This window comes from Streptomyces sp. NPDC016309 (assembly GCF_043077235.1).
Lineage (GTDB): Bacteria > Actinomycetota > Actinomycetes > Streptomycetales > Streptomycetaceae > Streptomyces.
Map to the genome: position 1 here is coordinate 453968 of NZ_JBIBSG010000001.1, position 17782 is coordinate 471749.

Annotated in this window: 20 protein-coding genes; 8 read left to right on the forward strand and 12 right to left on the reverse strand. The window is 72.8% G+C overall.

Annotation, left to right across the window (positions count from 1 at the left end):
- Nucleotides 1-177: 177 nt before the first annotated feature.
- Nucleotides 178-1059 carry an alpha/beta fold hydrolase gene (locus ACF068_RS02000; protein WP_392272197.1) on the forward strand — a complete coding sequence of 294 codons (882 nt, stop codon included), beginning with the start codon at nucleotides 178-180 and terminating at the stop codon, nucleotides 1057-1059.
- On the opposite strand, the gene ACF068_RS02005 is transcribed toward ACF068_RS02000, so the two are convergent.
- Nucleotides 1060-1971: an NYN domain-containing protein gene (locus tag ACF068_RS02005; protein WP_392272198.1), complete on the reverse strand. Its 912-nt coding sequence runs from the start codon at nucleotides 1969-1971 to the stop codon at nucleotides 1060-1062. It abuts the gene before it with no gap.
- 175 nt (nucleotides 1972-2146) lie between these two features.
- Between ACF068_RS02005 and ACF068_RS02010 the strand changes: the two genes are divergently transcribed.
- Complete coding sequence (locus tag ACF068_RS02010) at nucleotides 2147-2299, forward strand: hypothetical protein (protein WP_392272199.1); 153 nt, start codon at nucleotides 2147-2149, stop codon at nucleotides 2297-2299.
- A 111-nt stretch (nucleotides 2300-2410) separates the two neighbouring features.
- Here the strand turns inward: ACF068_RS02010 and ACF068_RS02015 are convergent, their stop codons facing one another.
- The 4 genes from ACF068_RS02015 to ACF068_RS02030 form a co-directional block, all read right to left on the reverse strand.
- Entirely contained in the window at nucleotides 2411-3016 is a 606-nt protein-coding gene (locus ACF068_RS02015) for a MarC family protein (RefSeq protein WP_392272200.1), read from the reverse strand.
- A 131-nt stretch (nucleotides 3017-3147) separates the two neighbouring features.
- Entirely contained in the window at nucleotides 3148-4014 is an 867-nt protein-coding gene (locus tag ACF068_RS02020) for a PHP domain-containing protein (protein WP_392272201.1), read from the reverse strand.
- Nucleotides 4015-4088: 74 nt separating this feature from the next.
- Nucleotides 4089-4727, reverse strand: a complete 639-nt coding sequence (locus ACF068_RS02025) for a DUF6758 family protein (RefSeq protein ID WP_392272202.1) — start codon at nucleotides 4725-4727, stop codon at nucleotides 4089-4091.
- Between the two features lie 153 nt (nucleotides 4728-4880).
- Nucleotides 4881-5471 carry a suppressor of fused domain protein gene (locus tag ACF068_RS02030; protein ID WP_392272203.1) on the reverse strand — a complete coding sequence of 197 codons (591 nt, stop codon included), beginning with the start codon at nucleotides 5469-5471 and terminating at the stop codon, nucleotides 4881-4883.
- A 472-nt stretch (nucleotides 5472-5943) separates the two neighbouring features.
- Between ACF068_RS02030 and ACF068_RS02035 the strand changes: the two genes are divergently transcribed.
- Together ACF068_RS02035 and ACF068_RS02040 are read left to right on the forward strand one after the other, a co-directional pair.
- The gene (locus ACF068_RS02035) at nucleotides 5944-7077 is read left to right on the forward strand and encodes a magnesium and cobalt transport protein CorA (RefSeq protein ID WP_392272204.1); all 1134 of its coding nucleotides are present in this window, start codon (nucleotides 5944-5946) and stop codon (nucleotides 7075-7077) included.
- Nucleotides 7078-7100: 23 nt separating this feature from the next.
- Complete coding sequence (locus tag ACF068_RS02040) at nucleotides 7101-7607, forward strand: hypothetical protein (protein ID WP_392272205.1); 507 nt, start codon at nucleotides 7101-7103, stop codon at nucleotides 7605-7607.
- 78 nt (nucleotides 7608-7685) lie between these two features.
- Here ACF068_RS02040 and ACF068_RS02045 read toward each other — a convergent pair whose 3' ends face one another.
- Nucleotides 7686-8546, reverse strand: coding sequence for a hypothetical protein (locus ACF068_RS02045; RefSeq protein ID WP_392272206.1), 861 nt, complete (start codon nucleotides 8544-8546; stop codon nucleotides 7686-7688).
- A gap of 157 nt (nucleotides 8547-8703) precedes the next feature.
- Here ACF068_RS02045 and ACF068_RS02050 point away from each other — a divergent pair, with 157 nt between their 5' ends.
- The 3 genes from ACF068_RS02050 to ACF068_RS02060 are packed head-to-tail and all read left to right on the forward strand — an operon-like array spanning nucleotide 8704 to nucleotide 11696.
- Nucleotides 8704-9984 (forward strand): magnesium transporter MgtE N-terminal domain-containing protein, encoded by a 1281-nt coding sequence (locus tag ACF068_RS02050; protein WP_392272207.1) that lies wholly within the window; start codon nucleotides 8704-8706, stop codon nucleotides 9982-9984.
- Nucleotides 9974-10519 carry a DUF1003 domain-containing protein gene (locus ACF068_RS02055; RefSeq protein WP_392272208.1) on the forward strand — a complete coding sequence of 182 codons (546 nt, stop codon included), beginning with the start codon at nucleotides 9974-9976 and terminating at the stop codon, nucleotides 10517-10519. Before ACF068_RS02050 ends, ACF068_RS02055 begins: the two co-directional genes overlap by 11 nt.
- Before the next feature lie 43 nt (nucleotides 10520-10562).
- Nucleotides 10563-11696, forward strand: a complete 1134-nt coding sequence (locus ACF068_RS02060; RefSeq protein ID WP_392272209.1) for an Mrp/NBP35 family ATP-binding protein — start codon at nucleotides 10563-10565, stop codon at nucleotides 11694-11696.
- 103 nt (nucleotides 11697-11799) lie between these two features.
- Here the strand turns inward: ACF068_RS02060 and ACF068_RS02065 are convergent, their stop codons facing one another.
- The 5 genes from ACF068_RS02065 to sigE all read right to left on the reverse strand — a co-directional run bounded on the left by ACF068_RS02065 (nucleotide 11800) and on the right by sigE (nucleotide 16643).
- On the reverse strand, nucleotides 11800-12495 hold the full coding sequence (locus ACF068_RS02065) for a hypothetical protein (protein ID WP_392272210.1): 696 nt from the start codon (nucleotides 12493-12495) through the stop codon (nucleotides 11800-11802).
- Between the two features lie 128 nt (nucleotides 12496-12623).
- A complete protein-coding gene (locus tag ACF068_RS02070; RefSeq protein ID WP_392272211.1) occupies nucleotides 12624-13049 on the reverse strand; it encodes a sec-independent translocase in 426 nt (141 codons plus the stop codon).
- A 188-nt stretch (nucleotides 13050-13237) separates the two neighbouring features.
- Nucleotides 13238-14953 carry a trypsin-like peptidase domain-containing protein gene (locus tag ACF068_RS02075; protein ID WP_392272212.1) on the reverse strand — a complete coding sequence of 572 codons (1716 nt, stop codon included), beginning with the start codon at nucleotides 14951-14953 and terminating at the stop codon, nucleotides 13238-13240.
- Nucleotides 14954-15045: 92 nt separating this feature from the next.
- Nucleotides 15046-15882, reverse strand: coding sequence for an anti-sigma factor family protein (locus ACF068_RS02080; RefSeq protein ID WP_392272213.1), 837 nt, complete (start codon nucleotides 15880-15882; stop codon nucleotides 15046-15048).
- On the reverse strand, nucleotides 15879-16643 hold the full coding sequence (gene sigE / locus ACF068_RS02085) for an RNA polymerase sigma factor SigE (RefSeq protein ID WP_392272214.1): 765 nt from the start codon (nucleotides 16641-16643) through the stop codon (nucleotides 15879-15881). The genes ACF068_RS02080 and sigE overlap by 4 nt, the downstream gene beginning before the upstream one ends.
- Nucleotides 16644-16787: 144 nt before the next feature.
- Here sigE and ACF068_RS02090 point away from each other — a divergent pair, with 144 nt between their 5' ends.
- Nucleotides 16788-17453: an O-methyltransferase gene (locus ACF068_RS02090; RefSeq protein WP_392272215.1), complete on the forward strand. Its 666-nt coding sequence runs from the start codon at nucleotides 16788-16790 to the stop codon at nucleotides 17451-17453.
- A gap of 111 nt (nucleotides 17454-17564) precedes the next feature.
- Here the strand turns inward: ACF068_RS02090 and ACF068_RS02095 are convergent, their stop codons facing one another.
- A complete protein-coding gene (locus ACF068_RS02095) occupies nucleotides 17565-17732 on the reverse strand; it encodes a DUF3117 domain-containing protein (RefSeq protein WP_003966491.1) in 168 nt (55 codons plus the stop codon).
- Nucleotides 17733-17782 lie beyond the last annotated feature (50 nt).

A 17782-nucleotide genomic window follows, 5' to 3' on the forward strand; every position in this document is an offset into this window, starting at 1 on the left:
CACCGAGACGGTCACCGAGGCCAAGCCGCGCCGGCGCCGGACGGTCAAGGCCGCGGCCTCCGCCCAGCCCGAGGGCTGACGGACCCCGCGCACACGGCCGACGGCCCCGCTCCCTTTCCGGGTGCGGGGCCGTCGCCGTACCCGCGCCCGGACCCCGGGCCCCGCTAGCCTCGTCCCATGAGCCGCCCTCCCACGTTCACCCCACCCCCTTGTGCCCGCTCCTACGCCCTCCGCACCGCTCGTGGTGACTTCGCCGTCCTGGACGCGGCGCCCGCCGACGGTACGGAGCCGAAAGGGACGGCCCTCCTGCTGCCCGGGTACACCGGGTCGAAGGAGGACTTCATCGCCATGCTCGAACCGCTCGCCGAGGCCGGCTACCGCACCGTCTCCGTGGACGGTCGCGGGCAGTACGAGACCCCCGGGCCGGCTGACCAACAGGCGTACGAGCAGGAGGAGTTGGCCCGTGACGTGCTTGCCCAGGCGGACGCCCTCGGGGTGGGCCGGGTCCATCTCCTCGGCCATTCCCTGGGCGGGCAGATCGCCCGGGCGGCGGTGCTGCTGGACCCGGCGCCGTTCACCACGCTGACGCTGATGTCGTCCGGGCCCGCCCAGGTCGCTCCGGCCCAGCAGGAGAAGATCAAGCTGCTGAGCGACGCGCTGGCGGTGATGACCATGGGCCAGGTGTGGGAGGCGATGCGGGCGCTCGACCCGCCGGAGGACGCCGACGAGGCGGGCGGCAATCGCGAGGACCTGCGGCGGCGCTGGCTGCTGCACAATCCGGCGCAGTTGCTGGCCACCGGGCGCCGGCTGTCGGTGGAGCCGGACCGTGTCGACGAGCTGGCCGCCCTGGAGCCGCCGCTGCCCGTGCACGTGGTCTCGGGCATCCGGGACGACACCTGGCCGGTGGCGCTGCTGGACGCGATGGCGGGCCGGCTGGCCGCCCGGCGTACCCGCGTCGAGGGGACCGAGCACTCACCGAACACGGACCGGCCGCGGGAGACGGCGGCGACGGTCGCCCGGTTCTGGGACGACCACGCCGGTGGTCGGAACCGGGCCTGATCAGAACCGGGACTGAAGGTGCTGCCAGAAGCCGTCGCGCAGCGAGCGCCGCAGCACCGCGTGCCCGCGCAGCGACCGGCTCAGGACGCGTTCCGCCTCCATGAGGAGGTCCTGGTCCACCGGCCCGGGCAGGTACGGGTGCCCGGGCAGCAGCTCGGCCATGGCCGCCCGGCCGCGCTCCCCCAGCCACGCCTCGGCGATCCGGGCGCCCACGAACCGCACCTCGTCCCGTGACGGCGGCGGCTCGCCCTCGCTCTCGTAGGTCGTGACGGGCCGGCGGCTGACGTAGGGGCGGCAGAAGTCGAGGTCCAGGGTGCGGGTGCTGTCGACCTCCCACAGGAGGGGTTCGGCCTGGTTGCGGCCCTCCGCCGCCTCGATGCCCCAGAGGTGGACGCGGGCCCCGTACCCCTGGGCCGCCTCGACCGCCGAGACCAGGTCCTCGTCCCCGCCGATCAGGGCGGCGTCGCTGATCGCGCGGTGACGGGCCAGGGACTCCAGGTCGGAGCGGATGAGGGAGTCGACGCCCTTCTGCTGGTTGTGGGCGTTGAGGTTGCCGAGCCGCACCTTGACGTCCGGGAGTTCGGCGATCGCCTGCTGTTCGGGGGTGTGGATACGGCGGCGTGCGCCGTCGTACCAGTAGACGCGCAGCAGCCGGCTGTCGGCGAAGACGGAGCGGGCCTTGTCGATGAGGGCCTCGATGAGCCCTTCCGCGTCGAGGTCGAAGGAGCGCCGGTCCTCGGTGCCCGCCACCAGCAACCCGGCCGAAGCATGGACGTAACCGGCGTCGACGAAGATGGCGTGTGTCGAGGGAGTCTTGGCGACCTCGGCCAGCATCCGCTGGAGGAGCTCGTTGGTGCGCTCCAGGCGGGTGCCGAGCTCGCTGAGGGTGGGGGTGTCAGGGTGCTGGTTCATACGGTGCCCATTGTCGGGGTCCGGGAGCCCGGTCGCCACCATCCACCCGCGATTACTTAGACGTGCGAAAATTTTCTTTAGCGTAGGGAATGTTTGCCCCCTACAAGCCGTTGGAACGGGTAACGAAACACAGTTCTCCACCAGGAGGATCAACTCGGACGAAGGGAGAAGCCCCATGCGCTTCGAAATCCTGCGACTCGACGACGTCGACGGCACGCCCGTGGACACCACCGTCGTGGACGCCGCCTCCGTCAACCGGATCGTGCAGCATGCCGCCTCGATCGGCCAGCGCATCTGGATCCGCCCGACCGGTGCCCCGGCCTCGTAACCCGTACATGCCACCGCGCCCCCGCGCGGACTCCGGCGCTCGATGTGAGCCGGAATCCGTACGGGGGCGCAGTGCTGTGCGGGGGCGGGTGGCCGGTGGCGGGCGGCCGGGTCAGGAGCCCTGGATGACCTGGGTGACGCCGTTGATGATCTGCTGCACCGCGATGGCCGACAGCATCATCCCGGCGAGCCGGGTCACCAGCACGACCCCGCCGTCCTTGATGACCCGGATGATCAGCAGCGAGTAGCGCATGGTCAGCCAGAGGACCACGTGCATGGCGGCGATGGCCGCCCACACCGAGACCTGGCCGCGCACGCCGTCCGCGTGCTGGACGGCGAGGATCACGGACACGATGGCACCGGGTCCCGCCAGCAGCGGCATGCCGAGCGGAACGAGGGCGACGTTGACGTCCTTGGTCTGCTTGGGCTCGTCGGTCTTGCCGGTCAGCAGGTCGAGCGCGATCAGCAGCAGGAGCAGCCCGCCGGCGATCATCAGCGCGGGCACGGAGACGTGCAGGTAGTCCAGGATCTGCTGGCCCAGGATGCCGAAGACGGTGATGACGCCGAAGGCGACGGCGACGGCCTGCCAGGCCATCCGGCGCTGCACCTTGGTGGCGCGCCCCGAGGTCAGGGCGAGAAAGATCGGGGTGATCCCGGGGGGATCCATGATGACGAAGAGGGTGAGGAACAGGGAGCCGAAGACGGCGACGTCGAACACGGTGAGGCCTTGCGAGAGAGGGTCGTACGGAAGTGAGGAGGGGCGGGGCGGGGCGGCGTCCGCCCCGGCGAGCCGCGCCCGAGGGAGCCGCGGCCCACGGGGCGGCGGCAGCAGCACGGGGTGCGGGACGGCTAGGCCCGGGAGGGTCCCCCGGTGCCCGGGACGGGGAACGCGCCGGTCGCGCGGCGCGTGATCTCGCCGTAGATCTCGGGGTCGGTGGTGTGGTCGCCGAGCCCGCAGGTCTTGCGGGTGCCGTGGTAGTCGCTGGAACCGGTGGTGAGCAGCCCGAGGTCGGCGGCGAGTCCGCGCAGCCGGGCGCGGGTCGGCCCGTCGTGGTCCATGTGGTCGGTCTCGATGCCGTCGAGGCCGTACGCGGCGAGTTCGGCGATGACGGACTCGGGCACCGTGCGGCCCCGCTTGGTGGCACCGGGGTGGGCGAAGACCGTGACGCCGCCGGCCGCCTTGACCAGACGGATCGCGGTGAACGGGTCGAGCTCGTGCTTGTCGACGTACGCCCGGCCGCCGTCGGCGAGCCACTGGGGCGTGAAGGCGTCGGAGACGGTGGGGACGACGCCGAGTTCGACGAGAGCCTCGGCGATGTGCGGCCGGCCCACGGAGCCGTCGCCGGCGATGGCGGCGACCCGCTCCCAGCGGACGGGGACGCCCAGCTCCTGGAGCTTGCCGACCATGGCCCGGGCGCGCGGGACGCGGTCGTCCCGGACCAGTTCCCGCTCGGCGAGCAGCTCGGGCTCGTCCGGGTCGAAGAGGTAGGCCAGCATGTGCATGCCGATGCCGTCGATCCGGCAGGACAGCTCGGCGCCGGTGACCAGGGTGAGGCCCTCGGGGAGGGCGGCGACCGCCTCGGCGTGGCCGCGGGTGGTGTCGTGGTCGGTCAGCGCGACGACGTCGAGTCCCGCCGCGGCGGCGTTGGCCACGAGCTCGGCGGGGGTGTCCGTACCGTCGGAAGCCGTGGAGTGGGTGTGCAGGTCGATGCGCACGACGCGGACTCCGGGGCTCGGGACGGACAGGGGACACCCAAGGATAACGGCCCCGGCCGCACCCCCCGGCCCCGTCAGTCCAGCAGCCTGGGGCTGAGCGCTCCGCACGGGAGCAGTTCCACCTCGGACCCGGCCTCGCGGAGGTCGGTCAGCACCAGCTCGTCGTACATCAGCAGGCCGGACTTCTCGGGCCAGACGATCGCCCAGAGCCACAGACCCCGCGCCTCACCGGCGAACACGGCCCGGTCCTCGGGGGCGTCGCTGACGTGCCAGAGCGGGGTGGGGCGGCCGGCGGCGAGCACCTTGGCCTGCGGGCGGGTGCCGGTGCACATATGGGGGCCCGGGTCGGGGCCGTCGAGCCCGGCGTACCGCGCCCCGAGTCCGACGCCCAGTTCCTCGGCGACCAGCAGCAGCTCGCCCACGCCGCCGAGCGGCCCGGGGCCGGAGCAGGCGACGACGGTGGCGCGGCCGCCGCTGCGGTCGTCCCCCGCGTACGCGACGCCGGTGAACAGCCAGCCCACCGGGAGCGGCCAGGGCATCCACACGGGCACCAGCGACCGGTGCGTCACCACGCCGAGCGCTTCGACGCTGGGCGGGATCACGGGCTGCAGCGGGTGCACGGCGCCGTGCAGGTCGCACTGCCAGGCGTCGGAAAAGAGACCGGGCGCCCGGACCCGACCACCGCACTTCGGGCAACTGGGTTCGCCCCTCATAGGGTTCAACGGTCCTCCCCGCCCGTCGCCCCGTCAAGGACGATCACCCGTCCGGTGTGCCGCCGACACCCACCAATATGGATGTAGATCACATTTATTAGCTCGTCCCGCTCACTGTGTGCATGGAGCACCCAGTGAGCCGGCCGGGCCGGCTCAGCCGAGGGGCACGGGCCCGCGCAGCGGATCGCGCAGGTCCGTGCCGGCCGCCAGCCACCGCTCCTGGAGGGCCTGCGCCCCATGCACCCGCTTCCACGCCGCCTCGTTGGGCGTCATCGGCAGCAGCGGCAGGAAGCGCACCGGATCCATCGGCGCGTCCAGCTCCAGGTCCTCCACCAGCCCGCCGGACTCCGCCACCAGCACGGAGGTGAACGGCGCGCCCGGCCACAGGGGTTCGCCGGTGTCCAGGGACGCGCCCGGGGCCACGACGACGCCCTCCACCTGCGGCGTGGCCGCGAGGACCGCCAGCGGGCGCAGCACCTTGTCGGTGTCGGCGAGCCCCGCCCGTACCGTCAGCAGCAGCTCGGCGCGCGGCCCTTCGACCGGGTCGGCCAGGACGGCGGCCGGGTCGGTCATCGGCCGGTCCGCCATACCGAGGGTGGCGTACCTCACCAGGCCGAGGGCGGCGTCCGGGAAACGGAGGACCTCGATGCGGTCGGTGCCCAGGAAGGTCACCGCGGCGCGCGCGTCCGGTTCTCCGAGGGCGGTGCGCAAACGGGCCTCGACCAGAGCAAGAACTTCTCCCATGTGGCGAGCATAGAGCGCGTATGGAACGGGCAAAGTAAGGGATTGACCCTCAGTCGGCTGATAGTCTTGGCCGTCTGCTGTTCGGGACAGCACGCCGGAGCTCCTCCGGCGGTGGCCGGGAGAGGCACTCTCCGGTCCCGACAACACGTCATCCCCCACGGGGGACCGGCCGGAGGAGGTGGGGCTGCGGTGGATCGAAGTCGACCGTGCAGTACCACCCGCTCTTCCGCCCGCGGCTTTTCTCTGTGACCTGAGAGGCATCCCATCCGCCTCCTCGCGCTCGTTCCCAGGGAGCGCGACACCGGGGTCATGGCTTTTCGCACGACGGAAGAGCACACCGTTTTGCCTGTCTGTAGCGAACGCCGCCACCGCGATCCCGAGGTGCCGCCCGCTTTGCGGACGTAAGGAACGACACGTCCCCATTCCGGGCTGTGCCACGCCCCGCGACGGCCTCTCCGTGAAGGAGCCAGCCATGTCGATGATCCGTGACCTGCGCGCAGCGGTCCGCCCGTCCCTGCGCAAGAGCAGTGCCTCCTACAACACGTACAACTCCTACGACGCGACCCGTGACCCCTCCACGTCCACCGCCGTCGTCGACTGCGCCGTCTACCGCGACGGCCGCCGGCTGAAGGACGACACCACCGACGCCTGCCTCACCCCGCGCGAGGCCATGCGGCAGGTGCGCGAGGGCGGCGGCTTCGCCTGGATCGGCCTGCACGAGCCGACCGAGGCCGAATTCGCCGGTATCGCCGCCGAGTTCGGACTGCACCCGCTGGCCGTCGAGGACGCGGTCCACGCCCACCAGCGGCCCAAGCTGGAGCGGTACGACGACACGCTGTTCACCGTCTTCAAGACCATCCACTACGTGGACCACGCCGAACTCACGGCCACCAGCGAGGTCGTCGAGACCGGCGAGGTGATGTGCTTCACCGGCCGGGACTTCGTGATCACCGTCCGGCACGGCGGCCAGGGCTCGCTGCGCAACCTCCGGCACCGGATGGAGGGCGAGCCCGAGCTGCTGGAGAAGGGCCCCTCGGCGGTACTGCACGCGATCGCCGACCACGTGGTGGACGGCTACATCGCGGTCGCGGACGCCGTGCAGATCGACATCGACCAGATCGAGATCGACGTCTTCTCGCCGCCGACCAAGACCTCCACGCGCGGCACCGACACCGGGCGGATCTACCAGCTCAAGCGAGAGGTGCTCGAGTTCAAGCGGGCGGTGTCGCCGCTGCTGCGGCCGATGCAGCTCCTGAGCGAACGGCCCATGCGGCTGGTCGACCCCGACATCCAGAAGTACTTCCGGGACGTCGCCGACCACCTGGCGCGCGTCCAGGAGCAGGTCATCGGCTTCGACGAGCTGCTGAACTCCATCCTCCAGGCCAACCTGGCACAGGCGACCGTCGCGCAGAACGAGGACATGCGCAAGATCACCTCCTGGGCGGCGATCGTCGCCGTGCCCACCGCCGTGTGCGGGGTGTACGGCATGAACTTCGACCACATGCCGGAGCTCCACTGGAAGTACGGCTACCCGATGGTGCTGACCGGCATCATCGGCGTCTGCTTCGCCATCCACCGCACCCTGAAGCGCAACGGCTGGCTGTAGCCCGACTGGTTAAGCTGCGGCCCATGACAAATGCGTCGCTCCAGCAGGCCCTCGTCGAGGAGGCCACCAAGAAGTCCGGCCTCATCTGGGTACGCGGCGGGGGCCCCGCCCGCGCGCTGTGGCACGTATGGCTCGACGGAGCGGCGTACGTCGTCGGCGACGGCCCGGGCGAGCAGCCGCTGCCGGGGCTGACCGACGGCTCCGAGGCCGAGGTGACGGTCCGCAGCAAGGACAAGGGCGGCCGGGTGGTCGCCTGGACCGCCGGCGTGACCGAGCTGGCCGCCGGGACCGAGGTGTGGGAGGCCGCCGTCGCCGAGCTCAAGGGCAAGCGGCTGAACGCCCCGGACGCGGAGACCATGACCGACCGCTGGGCCCGCGAATGCCGGGTCCTGCGACTGGCGCCGACCGGGGCCACGACCGCCCACCCGGACGGTTCCCTGGCCGCCCGCCCGCTGCCCACCACCGCCACCACCCGCCGGCCGGTACCGGCCGCGCTGCCCCGGCTGCTCTTCAAGCGCAAGAAGCGCTGACACCCCCGGGGGGAAGCGCACGGGGCGCCGGCGCGCCGGAGGCCACCAGGGCGCCCGGGCGCGTGCCCGCGGCGGCGGTCAGTCGCTGGTGCGCGGGAGCTGGCGGCCGTAGTCGAGGGTCTCGTCCTTGGAGGGGGCGGCCAGCGGGAACGGCTTGTTCCAGTCCGACAGCACGACCACTCCCGCGCCGCCGCCCCGGGCGAACTGGAGCGGGTACGGCGTGCCCTCCAGGGACACGTCCAGGGTTCCGCCCTCGCCCTTGGGGCCTCCCGCGACCTTGATGGTGCGGATCCCGCCGATCTTGGAACGGTCGCCCTTCACCACGTCGCCGTGCAGCTCCAGCAGCCCGCCCAGCAGGACGTTCATCTCCGTGAAGCCCCGGAGCTGCTTGTACGAGGGGTCGTCCTGCGGCACCTTCACGTACTTGTCGTCGAGCTTGTCCGCCGCCTCGTCCCCGGGGTCCCCGGAGCCGCCCGCCTCTCCGGACTCCCCGGACTCCCCGGACTCCCCGGACTCCCCGGACCCGCCGGCGCCGTCCTCCTCGCCGTCCTCGCCCGTCGCGCTCGCCCAGAAGTCCGCGTCGGCCTTCAGGTACAGGGCGTCGCCGACCCGCAGCAGCTCGAAGGTCGACGTCCTGGTCACGACCGACCCCGCCGCCCCCGACCGGTTCAGCCGCATGTTCAGCTCGTAGGTGCCGCCCTTGCTGACCAGTGACCCCGACAGCCGCACCGCCGTCGCCCCGTTGGCCGCCGCCCGCGCCTTGGACTCGATCGCGGTGGCGGACAGTCTGCCCACCCCGTTCGTGCCCGCGTCCGGATCGGGTTCCTCTCCGCAGGCGGTGAGCACCGCGGTCAGCCCGGCACACAGGGCGACGGGGAGGGCGGCCCGGCGGGCGCGCGAAGCCGGGGCGGGAAGGGTCACCAGCGCACTGCCTCTCATCAAACCGTGGGGGGTTGGCAGACCGCAGCGTACCCGTGCCGCCCACGGCGGTCGGCAGAGAGCCGTACGGACGCCCTGCCTGGGCGACCCGCACCGGGACGGGCTAGCCTGAACCGGCACAAAGGACGTTTTCCCGGCAGGCGAGGAGGTGTGCGGCATGGCGGCAGGCGCGTCCCGCATCTTCGTCTCCCATCTCGCCGGCGTCCCCGTCTTCGACCCCAACGGCGACCAGGTGGGCCGCGTCCGCGACCTGGTCGCGATGCTGCGCGTCGGCCGCCGCCCGCCCCGCCTGCTGGGCCTGGTGGTGGAGGTGATCGGCCGCCGCCGGATCTTCCTGCCGATGACCCGGGTCACCGGGGTCGAGTCGGGCCAGGTCATCACCACCGGTGTGCTCAACGTCCGCCGCTTCGAGCAGCGCCCCACCGAGCGGCTGGTCCTCGGCGAGCTGCTCGACCGGCGCGTCCGGCTCGTCGAGGACGGCTCCGAGGTGACCGTCCTGGACGTGGCCATCCAGCAGCTCCCGGCCCGCCGCGACTGGGAGATCGACAAGGTCGCGGTCCGCCGGGGCGGCGGCGGGGCGCTGCGCCGCAAGGGCGAGACGCTCACCGTCGAGTGGTCGGCGGTGACCGGCTTCTCGCTGGAGGAGCACGGGCAGGGCGCCGAGAGCCTGGTCGCCACCTTCGAGCGGATGCGCCCGGCCGACCTCGCCAACGTCCTGCACCACCTGACCCCCAAGCGCCGGGCCGAGGTCGCCGCCGCCCTCGACGACGACCGGCTGGCCGACGTCCTGGAGGAGCTGCCCGAGGACGACCAGATCGAGATCCTCGGCAAGCTGAAGGAGGAGCGGGCCGCCGACGTCCTGGAGGCCATGGACCCGGACGACGCCGCCGACCTGTTGTCCGAGCTGCCCGAGGAGGACAAGGAGCGCCTGCTGACCCTGATGCGGCCGGACGACGCCGCCGACGTACGCCGGCTGATGTCGTACGAGGAGCGCACGGCGGGCGGGCTGATGACCACCGAGCCCATCGTGCTGCGCCCCGACGCGACGGTCGCCGACGCGCTGGCGCGGGTGCGCCAGCAGGACCTCTCCCCCGCCCTCGCCGCTCAGGTGTACGTGTGCCGGGCGCCCGACGAGACACCGACCGGCAAGTACCTGGGGACGGTGCACTTCCAGCGGCTGCTGCGGGACCCGCCCTTCACCCTCGTCTCGGCCATCGCGGACACCGACCTGGCGCCGCTGTCCCCCGACACCCCGCTGCCCTCGGTGACCAGCTACCTCGCCGCCTACAACCTGGTCGCCGCCCCGGTCGTGGACGAGAGCGGTTCCCTGCTCGGCGCGGTCACCGTCGACGACGTGCTCGACCACCTGCTGCCCGACGACTGGCGCGAGACGGAGTTCGAACCGGACGGCGAGAGCGAGGCCCCGCATGGCGCATGAGCGCCCCGGCGAGCCGTCCACGCCCCGCATCCGGCTCGACCAGCCGCGCATCCGGCGGCCCAAGCTGCTGCCCGCCTACGACCCGGAGGCGTTCGGCCGGCTCTCGGAGCGGGTCGCCCGCTTCATCGGCACGGGCCGGTTCCTGGTCTGGATGACGGTGATCGTCGTCGTCTGGGTGGTGTGGAACATCTCGGCGCCCGACGAGCTGCGCTGGGACGAGTACCCCTTCATCTTCCTGACCCTCGCCCTGTCCCTCCAGGCCTCCTACGCGGCCCCCCTCATCCTGCTGGCCCAGAACCGGCAGGCCGACCGCGACCGGGTCAACCTGGAGCAGGACCGCAAGCAGAACGAGCGGTCCATCGCCGACACCGAGTACCTCACCCGGGAGATCGCCGCCCTGCGGATGGGCCTCGGCGAGGTCGCCACCCGCGACTGGATCCGCTCCGAGCTGGCGGACCTCGTCCGGGAGCTGGACGAGCGCCGGGATCTATTCCCGCCCGGCGGATCCCACCGGAGTGACGAAGCCGACCGCTGACAGGGCTTTCCGGGGGCCGGGGGCGGCGCCGTACCATCTCCATATGGTTACGGAAGACGCGGTGCGCGAAGCACTGGCGACGGTGAACGACCCCGAGATCAACCGACCGATCACTGAGCTCGGCATGGTCAAGTCGGTGGAGATCGGTGCGGACGGGACGGTCGCCGTCACCGTCTACCTCACGGTCTCCGGCTGCCCCATGCGCGAGACGATCATCACCCGCGTGACCGAGGCGGTCTCCCGCGTGGAGGGCGTCACCGGCGTCGACGTGACGCTCGACGTGATGAGCGACGAGCAGCGCAAGGAACTGGCCGCCGCGCTGCGCGGCACCACCGCCGAGCGCGAGGTGCCGTTCGCCAAGCCCGGCTCGCTGACCCGGGTCTACGCCGTGGCCTCCGGCAAGGGCGGCGTCGGCAAGTCGTCCGTGACCGTGAACCTGGCGGCGGCGATGGCCGCCGACGGTCTGAAGGTCGGTGTCGTGGACGCCGACATCTACGGCCACAGCGTGCCCCGCATGCTGGGCGCCGACGGCCGTCCGACCCAGGTCGAGAACATGATCATGCCGCCGTCGGCGAACGGCGTGAAGGTCATCTCCATCGGCATGTTCACTCCCGGCAACACGCCGGTCGTCTGGCGCGGCCCGATGCTGCACCGGGCGCTCCAGCAGTTCCTCGCCGATGTGTACTGGGGCGACCTGGACGTCCTGCTGATGGACCTGCCGCCGGGCACCGGCGACATCGCCATCTCGGTGGCACAGCTCGTGCCGAACGCGGAGATCCTGGTCGTCACCACGCCGCAGCAGGCGGCGGCCGAGGTCGCCGAGCGTGCCGGTTCCATCGCCGTGCAGACCCACCAGAAGATCGTCGGCGTCGTCGAGAACATGTCGGGCCTGCCCTGCCCGCACTGCGACGAGATGGTCGACGTCTTCGGCACGGGCGGCGGCCAGAAGGTCGCCGACGGCCTGACCCGGACCACCGGCGCCACGGTGCCGGTCCTGGGCTCCATCCCGATCGACGTACGGCTGCGCGAGGGCGGCGACGAGGGCAGGCCGGTCGTCCTGTCCGACCCCGACTCGCCGGCGGGCGCCGCGCTGCGCTCCATCGCGGGCAAGCTCGGCGGCCGTCAGCGCGGCCTGTCGGGCATGTCGCTGGGGATCACCCCGCGCAACAAGTTCTGACCCCGGCGCACGGGTACGGAAGACGGAAGAGGGGCACCGCTCGTCGAGCGGTGCCCCTCTCGCGCACTCCTGGCGTACGGGGCCGTGCGCCCGTACCCGGCGGCTAGACGTACGCGGCGACGTCCTGCACCACGGCGAAGCCCAGGCCGTAGGCGCTCATCCCCCGGCCGTACGCGCCCAGATGGACGCCCCGGTCCGTCGTGCCGGCCAGCACCCAGCCGAACTCCGACTCGCGGTAGTGGAACGGCGTGGGGACGCCGTCGACGGGCAGGGAGAGCGTCGACCACTCCGGGCCGTCCAGGTCGTCGGCGAGCTCGAAGGCGGCCTCCGTCTGCTGGTCCAGCCAGTCGTCCCGCCGCGTGTGGTCGAGCTGGGGCGGCCAGGTGGACGCGAGGAGCCCGGAGCCGGCCAGCCAGGCGGCGGACGACACGCTGGTGGCGTCCAGCACGCCCGTACCGTCGCCGCTGCGGCGCACGGGGCTCGCCGCGATCGTCACCACGACCGCGAACCGCTCCTTCTCGGCGCCGGCCGGGTCGAGCCGGTCCGGCCGTATCGACGGCTCGTCGCCGTGGCCGATCGAGCCGTGCTGCACCGTGCCGTCGGCGGACGTGCCCACCTGCATCAGCCAGCGCGGCCCGGTGTACGCCTCGTCCAGTGCGTACCAGGGGAAGGACGCCCGCTGATAGCCGTCGGCCGTACGCCGGGCCGCGGGCGCCCCCTCGGGCGACCCCGCCCCCTCGGGCGCCGACGTGGCGCCGGGTGCGGCACCCTGCGCCCCCACTCGACTCGTCGTCTCCATCTGCCCGGCCGCCTCCTCGATCCATGGAGTCCGGGACGGCACGCCCCGACGGGCGTTCTCGCTACCGGACAGATGGAGAGGATAGCCACCCTGCGGGGGCTCTTTCCGGAAGTGCGGTGCGTGGGGATCTAGGTGGCGTCGGCGTCGAACGGCGGACGCTCGCCGCGGCCGGGCCCGTCGCCCTTCTTCAGCATGTCCGTGCCGTTGACCCCGGCGGGGACGGACGAGTCCCGCTCGCGGCCGTTGACGGCGTCGGCGACGTCGTCGATCTCCTTCTTGAGATCGAAGCTGGTGCGGATCTCCTTGAGGTCCTCGTTCTCCGTGAGCTGCTTGCGGATGAACGTCTTGGGGTTCAGGTCCTCGAAGTCGAAGTCCTTGAACTCCGGACCCAGTTCGCTGCGGATGTCCTGCTTCGCGCTCTCGGAGAAGTCACGGATCTTGCGGATGAAGCCGGAGACGTCCTGGATGACCTTCGGCAGCTTGTCGGGGCCGAACACGAGCACGGCAAGGACCACGAGCGCCACCAGCTCGAGTGCGCCTATGTCATTGAACACCTTGCTGCTCCTTCACTGGGTCCGGTCCGGTCCGGTCCTGGTCCGGTCAGGTCCTGGTCCGCCGGTTCCGCCGGCCCGCCGGTTCCCGTCGGTCCGCTCGGCAGGACCCGGGGCCCGTAACACGGTACCTGGCCGCGCTGTCGGGGCGGTACCTGCCGGCGACGCCGCGGTGACCTGCCGGTGCACGTTCAGCCACCCGCGGAGGACCCCAGGGTCAGCGTCTTGGTCTGCTCCCGGCCGCCCCGCTCCAGGGTCAGCCGGAGCCGGTCCCCGGGGCGGTGGGCGCGGATCTTGACGATGAGCTCCTCGCCGCTGTGGATCCGCTGGCCGTCCACCTTGGTGATGACGTCACCGGGCCGGACGCCCGCCTCGGCCGCCGGGCCGCCGGGCGTAACGGAGGCGCTGCCGTCCTGGCCCTTGTCCCCGACCCTGGCGCCGTCACCGGTGTACTTCATGTCCAGGCTGACCCCGATGACCGGATGGTCGGCCTTGCCGGTGTTGATCAGCTCCTCGGCGACGCGCTTGCCCTGGTTCACGGGGATGGCGAAGCCGAGGCCTATCGACCCGGACTGGCCGCCCTCGGCCCCGGAGCCGCTGTCGGCGGCGCGGATGGCGCTGTTGATGCCGATCACCCGGGCCTGGGAGTCGAGCAGCGGGCCGCCCGAGTTGCCGGGGTTTATCGGGGCGTCGGTCTGGAGGGCGTCGACGTAGCTGATGTCGCTGCCGTCGCCCTTCTCGCCGCCCGCGGTGATCGGCCGCTCCTTGGCGCTGATGATGCCGGAGGTCACGGTGTTCTGGAGGTCGAAGGGGGCGCCGATCGCGACGACCGGGTCGCCGACGCGGACGTTGTCGGAGTTGCCCAGCGGCAGCGGCCGGAGGTTGGCGACGCCCTTCACCCGGACGACGGCCAGGTCGTAGCCGCTGTCCTTGCCGACCAGCTCGGCGGCGGCCGTCTCGCCGCCGCTGAAGGTGACGGTGATGTCGCCGGACGTGCCGGCCGGGTCGACCACGTGGTGGTTGGTCAGGATGTGGCCCTGCTCGTCGAGGACGAAGCCGGTGCCGGTGCCCTGCTCGCCGCTGCCGCTGACGTGGAGGGTGACCACGCCCGGCAGGGCGCGGGCCGCGATGCCGGCGACGCTGTCCGGGGCGCGGCCGCTGTTCTCGGGGCCCGCCTGCGGGAGCTCGACGGTGGTGAGGCCGCCGTGCCGCTCCAGGTAGGCGCCGACACCGCCGCCGAGGACGCCGGTGAGGCCCGCGAAGAGCAGCGCGGCCAGCACGACCGGGCCGCGGCGCCGGCCCTTGCGCGGGGCGTGCGGCGCGGCGCCGCCGGGGTGGAGGAGCGGGGCCTGGGGCCCGGCGGGAGTGCTCCACGGGTCGTACTGCAACCACTGCGTCGGCTGCGGCACGGGGTGGGCCTGCGGCTGTGGGAGCGGGGGCGCGGCGGCGGGCCGGGGCTGCGGTGGGTGCGGCTGCTGGTGCGGTGTGCCCGGCTGGGGCGTCCCGTAGGCGGGCGGGACGGTGGTCCCGTGCGCGGGGGTCGCCACCGGCCGCTGGACGGGCGGTGCGGGCGCCCAGGGGCCCGGCTCGCCGTAGGGCGGGGTGCGGTATTCGTCCGGCTGGTGCAGCGGCTGCGGGCGCGCGGGGGCGGCAGGCTGCTGTTCGGCGGCGGGGGCGGCGGGCTGCTGTTCGGCGGCGGCCACGGTGGCGTCGGACGGGCGCGGCTCCGGGACGGCCGCCTCGCGCGCCGGGACGGCCTGCTCCGGGGCGTCCGGGGCCGGGACGGCCTGCTCCGGGGTGTCCTGCTCCGGGGCCGGGGCGGTCTCCGGCCCGGCCGTCACGGTCTGCTGCCGCGTCGGGCGACTCCACCACTTCGGCTTCGGCCCCGTGGGCTTGTCGTCGTCCATGTTCTCCCCGCTGCGTACCCGTACGCGCCCCCTCGGGACGCCCCTGCGCAGGATTCAACCAGGTCGGACCGCCGCCGCGCAGGGGGCGCCGGTCAGTGGCCCGCGGGCAGGGAGAGCGAGCTCGGTGACGGGGTGGCGGCCGGGGTGGTCCCGGTGGCCGTCGCGAGCCGCGACACCGCCCCGGTGGGGCGTATCAGCGGGGCGGGCGGCGCGCTGCCGGCCGCGTTCACCACGCCGAGCGGGGAGGCCGAGAGAAAGGGGTGCGCTCCCGGGCGCTGCACCGCGTGCAGCGGTACGGCGGACAGCGGCGTGACCGGCCGGTCGGCCGTCCGCACCGGGCCGTACCCACCGCCCCGGCGGCGGCTGTTCTCGCCGGCCCCGGACCCGGTGCTCTGGGTCTGTCCGGGCGACCGCAGCGGCGTGACGTTGTTGCCCGTGCCGTCGCCGCGCGCGTCCACCGTGGCGACGGTCGGCAGCGCACCGCCCAGGGCGATGGCCGCGAACGACACGGCGCTGGCGGCCGCGAACGCGAACCTCCGGCCGCGCCACGGGGAGCGCTCCTGCTCCTGACGGCCCACTTCGTGGATCCGGAACCCGGAGTCGGCCCCCTGGGCGTACCCGAAGGCGCCGGGTCTCACTCCGTAGGGTCCGTCACCGCCGAAGGGTCCGCCCCGGTCGTCGTCGCCCGGAGCACCCCCGGGCAACCCCTGGAGGCGTGCGAGCAGCCCCTCGGAGGGGGGCGGCGGGGCGGCCTGGGCGAACACGGTCTTCAGCCGGCGCTGCGCGTCGGCCTCGGCCTTGCATTTGGGACAGGTCGCCAGATGGGCGAGGACCCGCTCGCGGGCGTCATGACCGAGCTCGCCGTCGACGAGCGCGGCGAGGCGGTCCCCCAGGTGCTGTTCCGCGGGGGTCGGACCGGTGCCACTCACGCGGGTCCGCCCTCCCCGCCCACGGCCACGAAGGCGCGCTGCTGCTCGGCCCGGGCCTCGGGCGACCGGTGCTTGAGGGCCTTGCGCAGGTGCGAGCGCCCGCGGTGGATCCTGCTGCGGACGGTGCCGAGCTTGACCCCCAGGGTCGCGGCGATCTCCTCGTACGACAGCCCTTCGATGTCGCACAGCACCACGGCCGCGCGGAACTCGGGAGCGAGGGTGTCGAGGGCCTGCTGGACGTCGGCGTCGAAGTGCGTGTCGTGGAAGACCTGCTGGGGGGAGGGTTCCCGGCTGGGCAGCCGCTCCGCCGCGTCGTCGCCGAGGGCGTCGAACCGGATGCGCTGCTTGCGGCGCACCATGTCCAGGAAGAGGTTGGTGGTGATGCGGTGCAGCCAGCCCTCGAAGGTGCCCGGTGTGTACGTGGACAGCGAGCGGAACACCCGGACGAACACTTCCTGGGTGAGGTCCTCGGCGTCGTGCTGATTGCCGGTCAGGCGGTACGCGAGGCGGTAGACCCGGCCACTGTGCGTGCTGACGATCTCCTCCCACGAGGGCGGAGTCCACGCCTGCGGTTCCGCATCCGATGCGAAGGTCGCTGTGGTGGGTGCGAAGGGTGCGGGCACGGAACGGTCAGCGGTGTCGGTCACGGATTTCGGCTCACCCGCCGACCTGAGAAGGCGCCGCAGCACTCCTCCCCGATCCACAGGCGCAGCCGCACCTCCCCTATCGGCTCTGGTGGTGTCCAGTGGAGCCCCTACCATAGCCACCTCGCCCGTTAGCTCCGGATAAGAATCTTTACGTGAATTTGGGACCGTCTTCGGCTCTTGATCCATGTGCTCCCCCCACCCCTCCACAACGCGTGGTCCCATCTGCGGGTTCCCGGCCCCGAACGGCTACAGTCACCGTTGCGCCAACTACGGGGACAGGAGAGGGTCATTACCGCCAACCGGCAGACGAGCTGGGCGTTCGCCGACGCCTTTGTCGCCGAGGACGAAGCGCTGCGCTGGGCCCGCGACCGGGCCCGGGACGCGGGGCTGCCCTCGGTGTCGCCAGGCACCGGCGCCGCGCTGCGTCTGCTGGCGGCCACGGCGGACGCCAAGGCGGTGGCGGAGATCGGCACCGGGACGGGGGTGTCCGGCATCTACCTGCTGGAGGGGATGCGCCCGGACGGCGTGCTGACCACGGTGGACACCGAGCCGGAGCGCCAGCAGTTCGCCAAGCAGGCGTTCCGGGCGGCCGGCTTCGCCGGGAACCGGGCCCGTTTCATTCCCGGGCGCGCCCTGGACGTCCTTCCCCGGCTCGCGGACGGCGGGTACGACCTCGTCTTCTGCGACGGCGACCGCACCGAGTGCCTGGACTACCTCGACGAATCGTTGCGTCTGCTGCGACCGGGTGGCCTGGTCTGCTTCGAGGGCGTCTTCGCGGACGGCCGGACGGTGGATTCGGCGGCCCAGCCGGCCGAGGTGCTCAGGGTGCGGGAGCTGCTGCGAGCGGTCCGGGAGAGCCAGGAGCTGCTGCCGGCGCTGCTGCCGGTGGGCGACGGGCTGCTGTGCGCGGTGCGGCGCGGCTGAGCCGCGTACGGGTGCGCGGGCCCGGGTACGGCCGCGCAGGACGGAAGCCCCGGCCCGGCCGCGTCACCGCGCACCGCACCGGGGCTTCCCGAAAACACAGGGGGCGTTCCGCTAGCCGACGACCTTCTTGAGTGCGTCGCCGAGCGCGTCGGCCTCGTCCGGAGTCAGCTCGACGACAAGCCGACCGCCGCCTTCGAGCGGAACGCGCATGACGATGCCCCGCCCCTCCTTGGTCACCTCGAGCGGGCCGTCGCCCGTCCGCGGCTTCATGGCCGCCATGCTCGTTCCCCTTCCTGAAACCAGCTCATCGTCGCCGACGGCCCTCTGGC

What these genes read in the sequence shown, in the direction of transcription:
- ACF068_RS02000 (WP_392272197.1), top strand. Translation starts at nt 178, where the DNA reads ATGAGCCGCCCTCCCACGTTCACCCCACCCCCTTGTGCCCGCTCCTAC.
- ACF068_RS02005 (WP_392272198.1), bottom strand. Translation starts at nt 1,971, where the DNA reads ATGAACCAGCACCCTGACACCCCCACCCTCAGCGAGCTCGGCACCCGC.
- ACF068_RS02010 (WP_392272199.1), top strand. Translation starts at nt 2,147, where the DNA reads ATGCGCTTCGAAATCCTGCGACTCGACGACGTCGACGGCACGCCCGTG.
- ACF068_RS02025 (WP_392272202.1), bottom strand. Translation starts at nt 4,727, where the DNA reads ATGAGGGGCGAACCCAGTTGCCCGAAGTGCGGTGGTCGGGTCCGGGCG.
- ACF068_RS02030 (WP_392272203.1), bottom strand. Translation starts at nt 5,471, where the DNA reads ATGGGAGAAGTTCTTGCTCTGGTCGAGGCCCGTTTGCGCACCGCCCTC.
- ACF068_RS02035 (WP_392272204.1), top strand. Translation starts at nt 5,944, where the DNA reads ATGTCGATGATCCGTGACCTGCGCGCAGCGGTCCGCCCGTCCCTGCGC.
- ACF068_RS02040 (WP_392272205.1), top strand. Translation starts at nt 7,101, where the DNA reads ATGACAAATGCGTCGCTCCAGCAGGCCCTCGTCGAGGAGGCCACCAAG.
- ACF068_RS02045 (WP_392272206.1), bottom strand. Translation starts at nt 8,546, where the DNA reads ATGAGAGGCAGTGCGCTGGTGACCCTTCCCGCCCCGGCTTCGCGCGCC.
- ACF068_RS02050 (WP_392272207.1), top strand. Translation starts at nt 8,704, where the DNA reads ATGGCGGCAGGCGCGTCCCGCATCTTCGTCTCCCATCTCGCCGGCGTC.
- ACF068_RS02055 (WP_392272208.1), top strand. Translation starts at nt 9,974, where the DNA reads ATGGCGCATGAGCGCCCCGGCGAGCCGTCCACGCCCCGCATCCGGCTC.
- ACF068_RS02060 (WP_392272209.1), top strand. Translation starts at nt 10,563, where the DNA reads ATGGTTACGGAAGACGCGGTGCGCGAAGCACTGGCGACGGTGAACGAC.
- ACF068_RS02065 (WP_392272210.1), bottom strand. Translation starts at nt 12,495, where the DNA reads ATGGAGACGACGAGTCGAGTGGGGGCGCAGGGTGCCGCACCCGGCGCC.
- ACF068_RS02075 (WP_392272212.1), bottom strand. Translation starts at nt 14,953, where the DNA reads ATGGACGACGACAAGCCCACGGGGCCGAAGCCGAAGTGGTGGAGTCGC.
- sigE (WP_392272214.1), bottom strand. Translation starts at nt 16,643, where the DNA reads ATGGTAGGGGCTCCACTGGACACCACCAGAGCCGATAGGGGAGGTGCG.
- ACF068_RS02095 (WP_003966491.1), bottom strand. Translation starts at nt 17,732, where the DNA reads ATGGCGGCCATGAAGCCGCGGACGGGCGACGGCCCGCTCGAGGTGACC.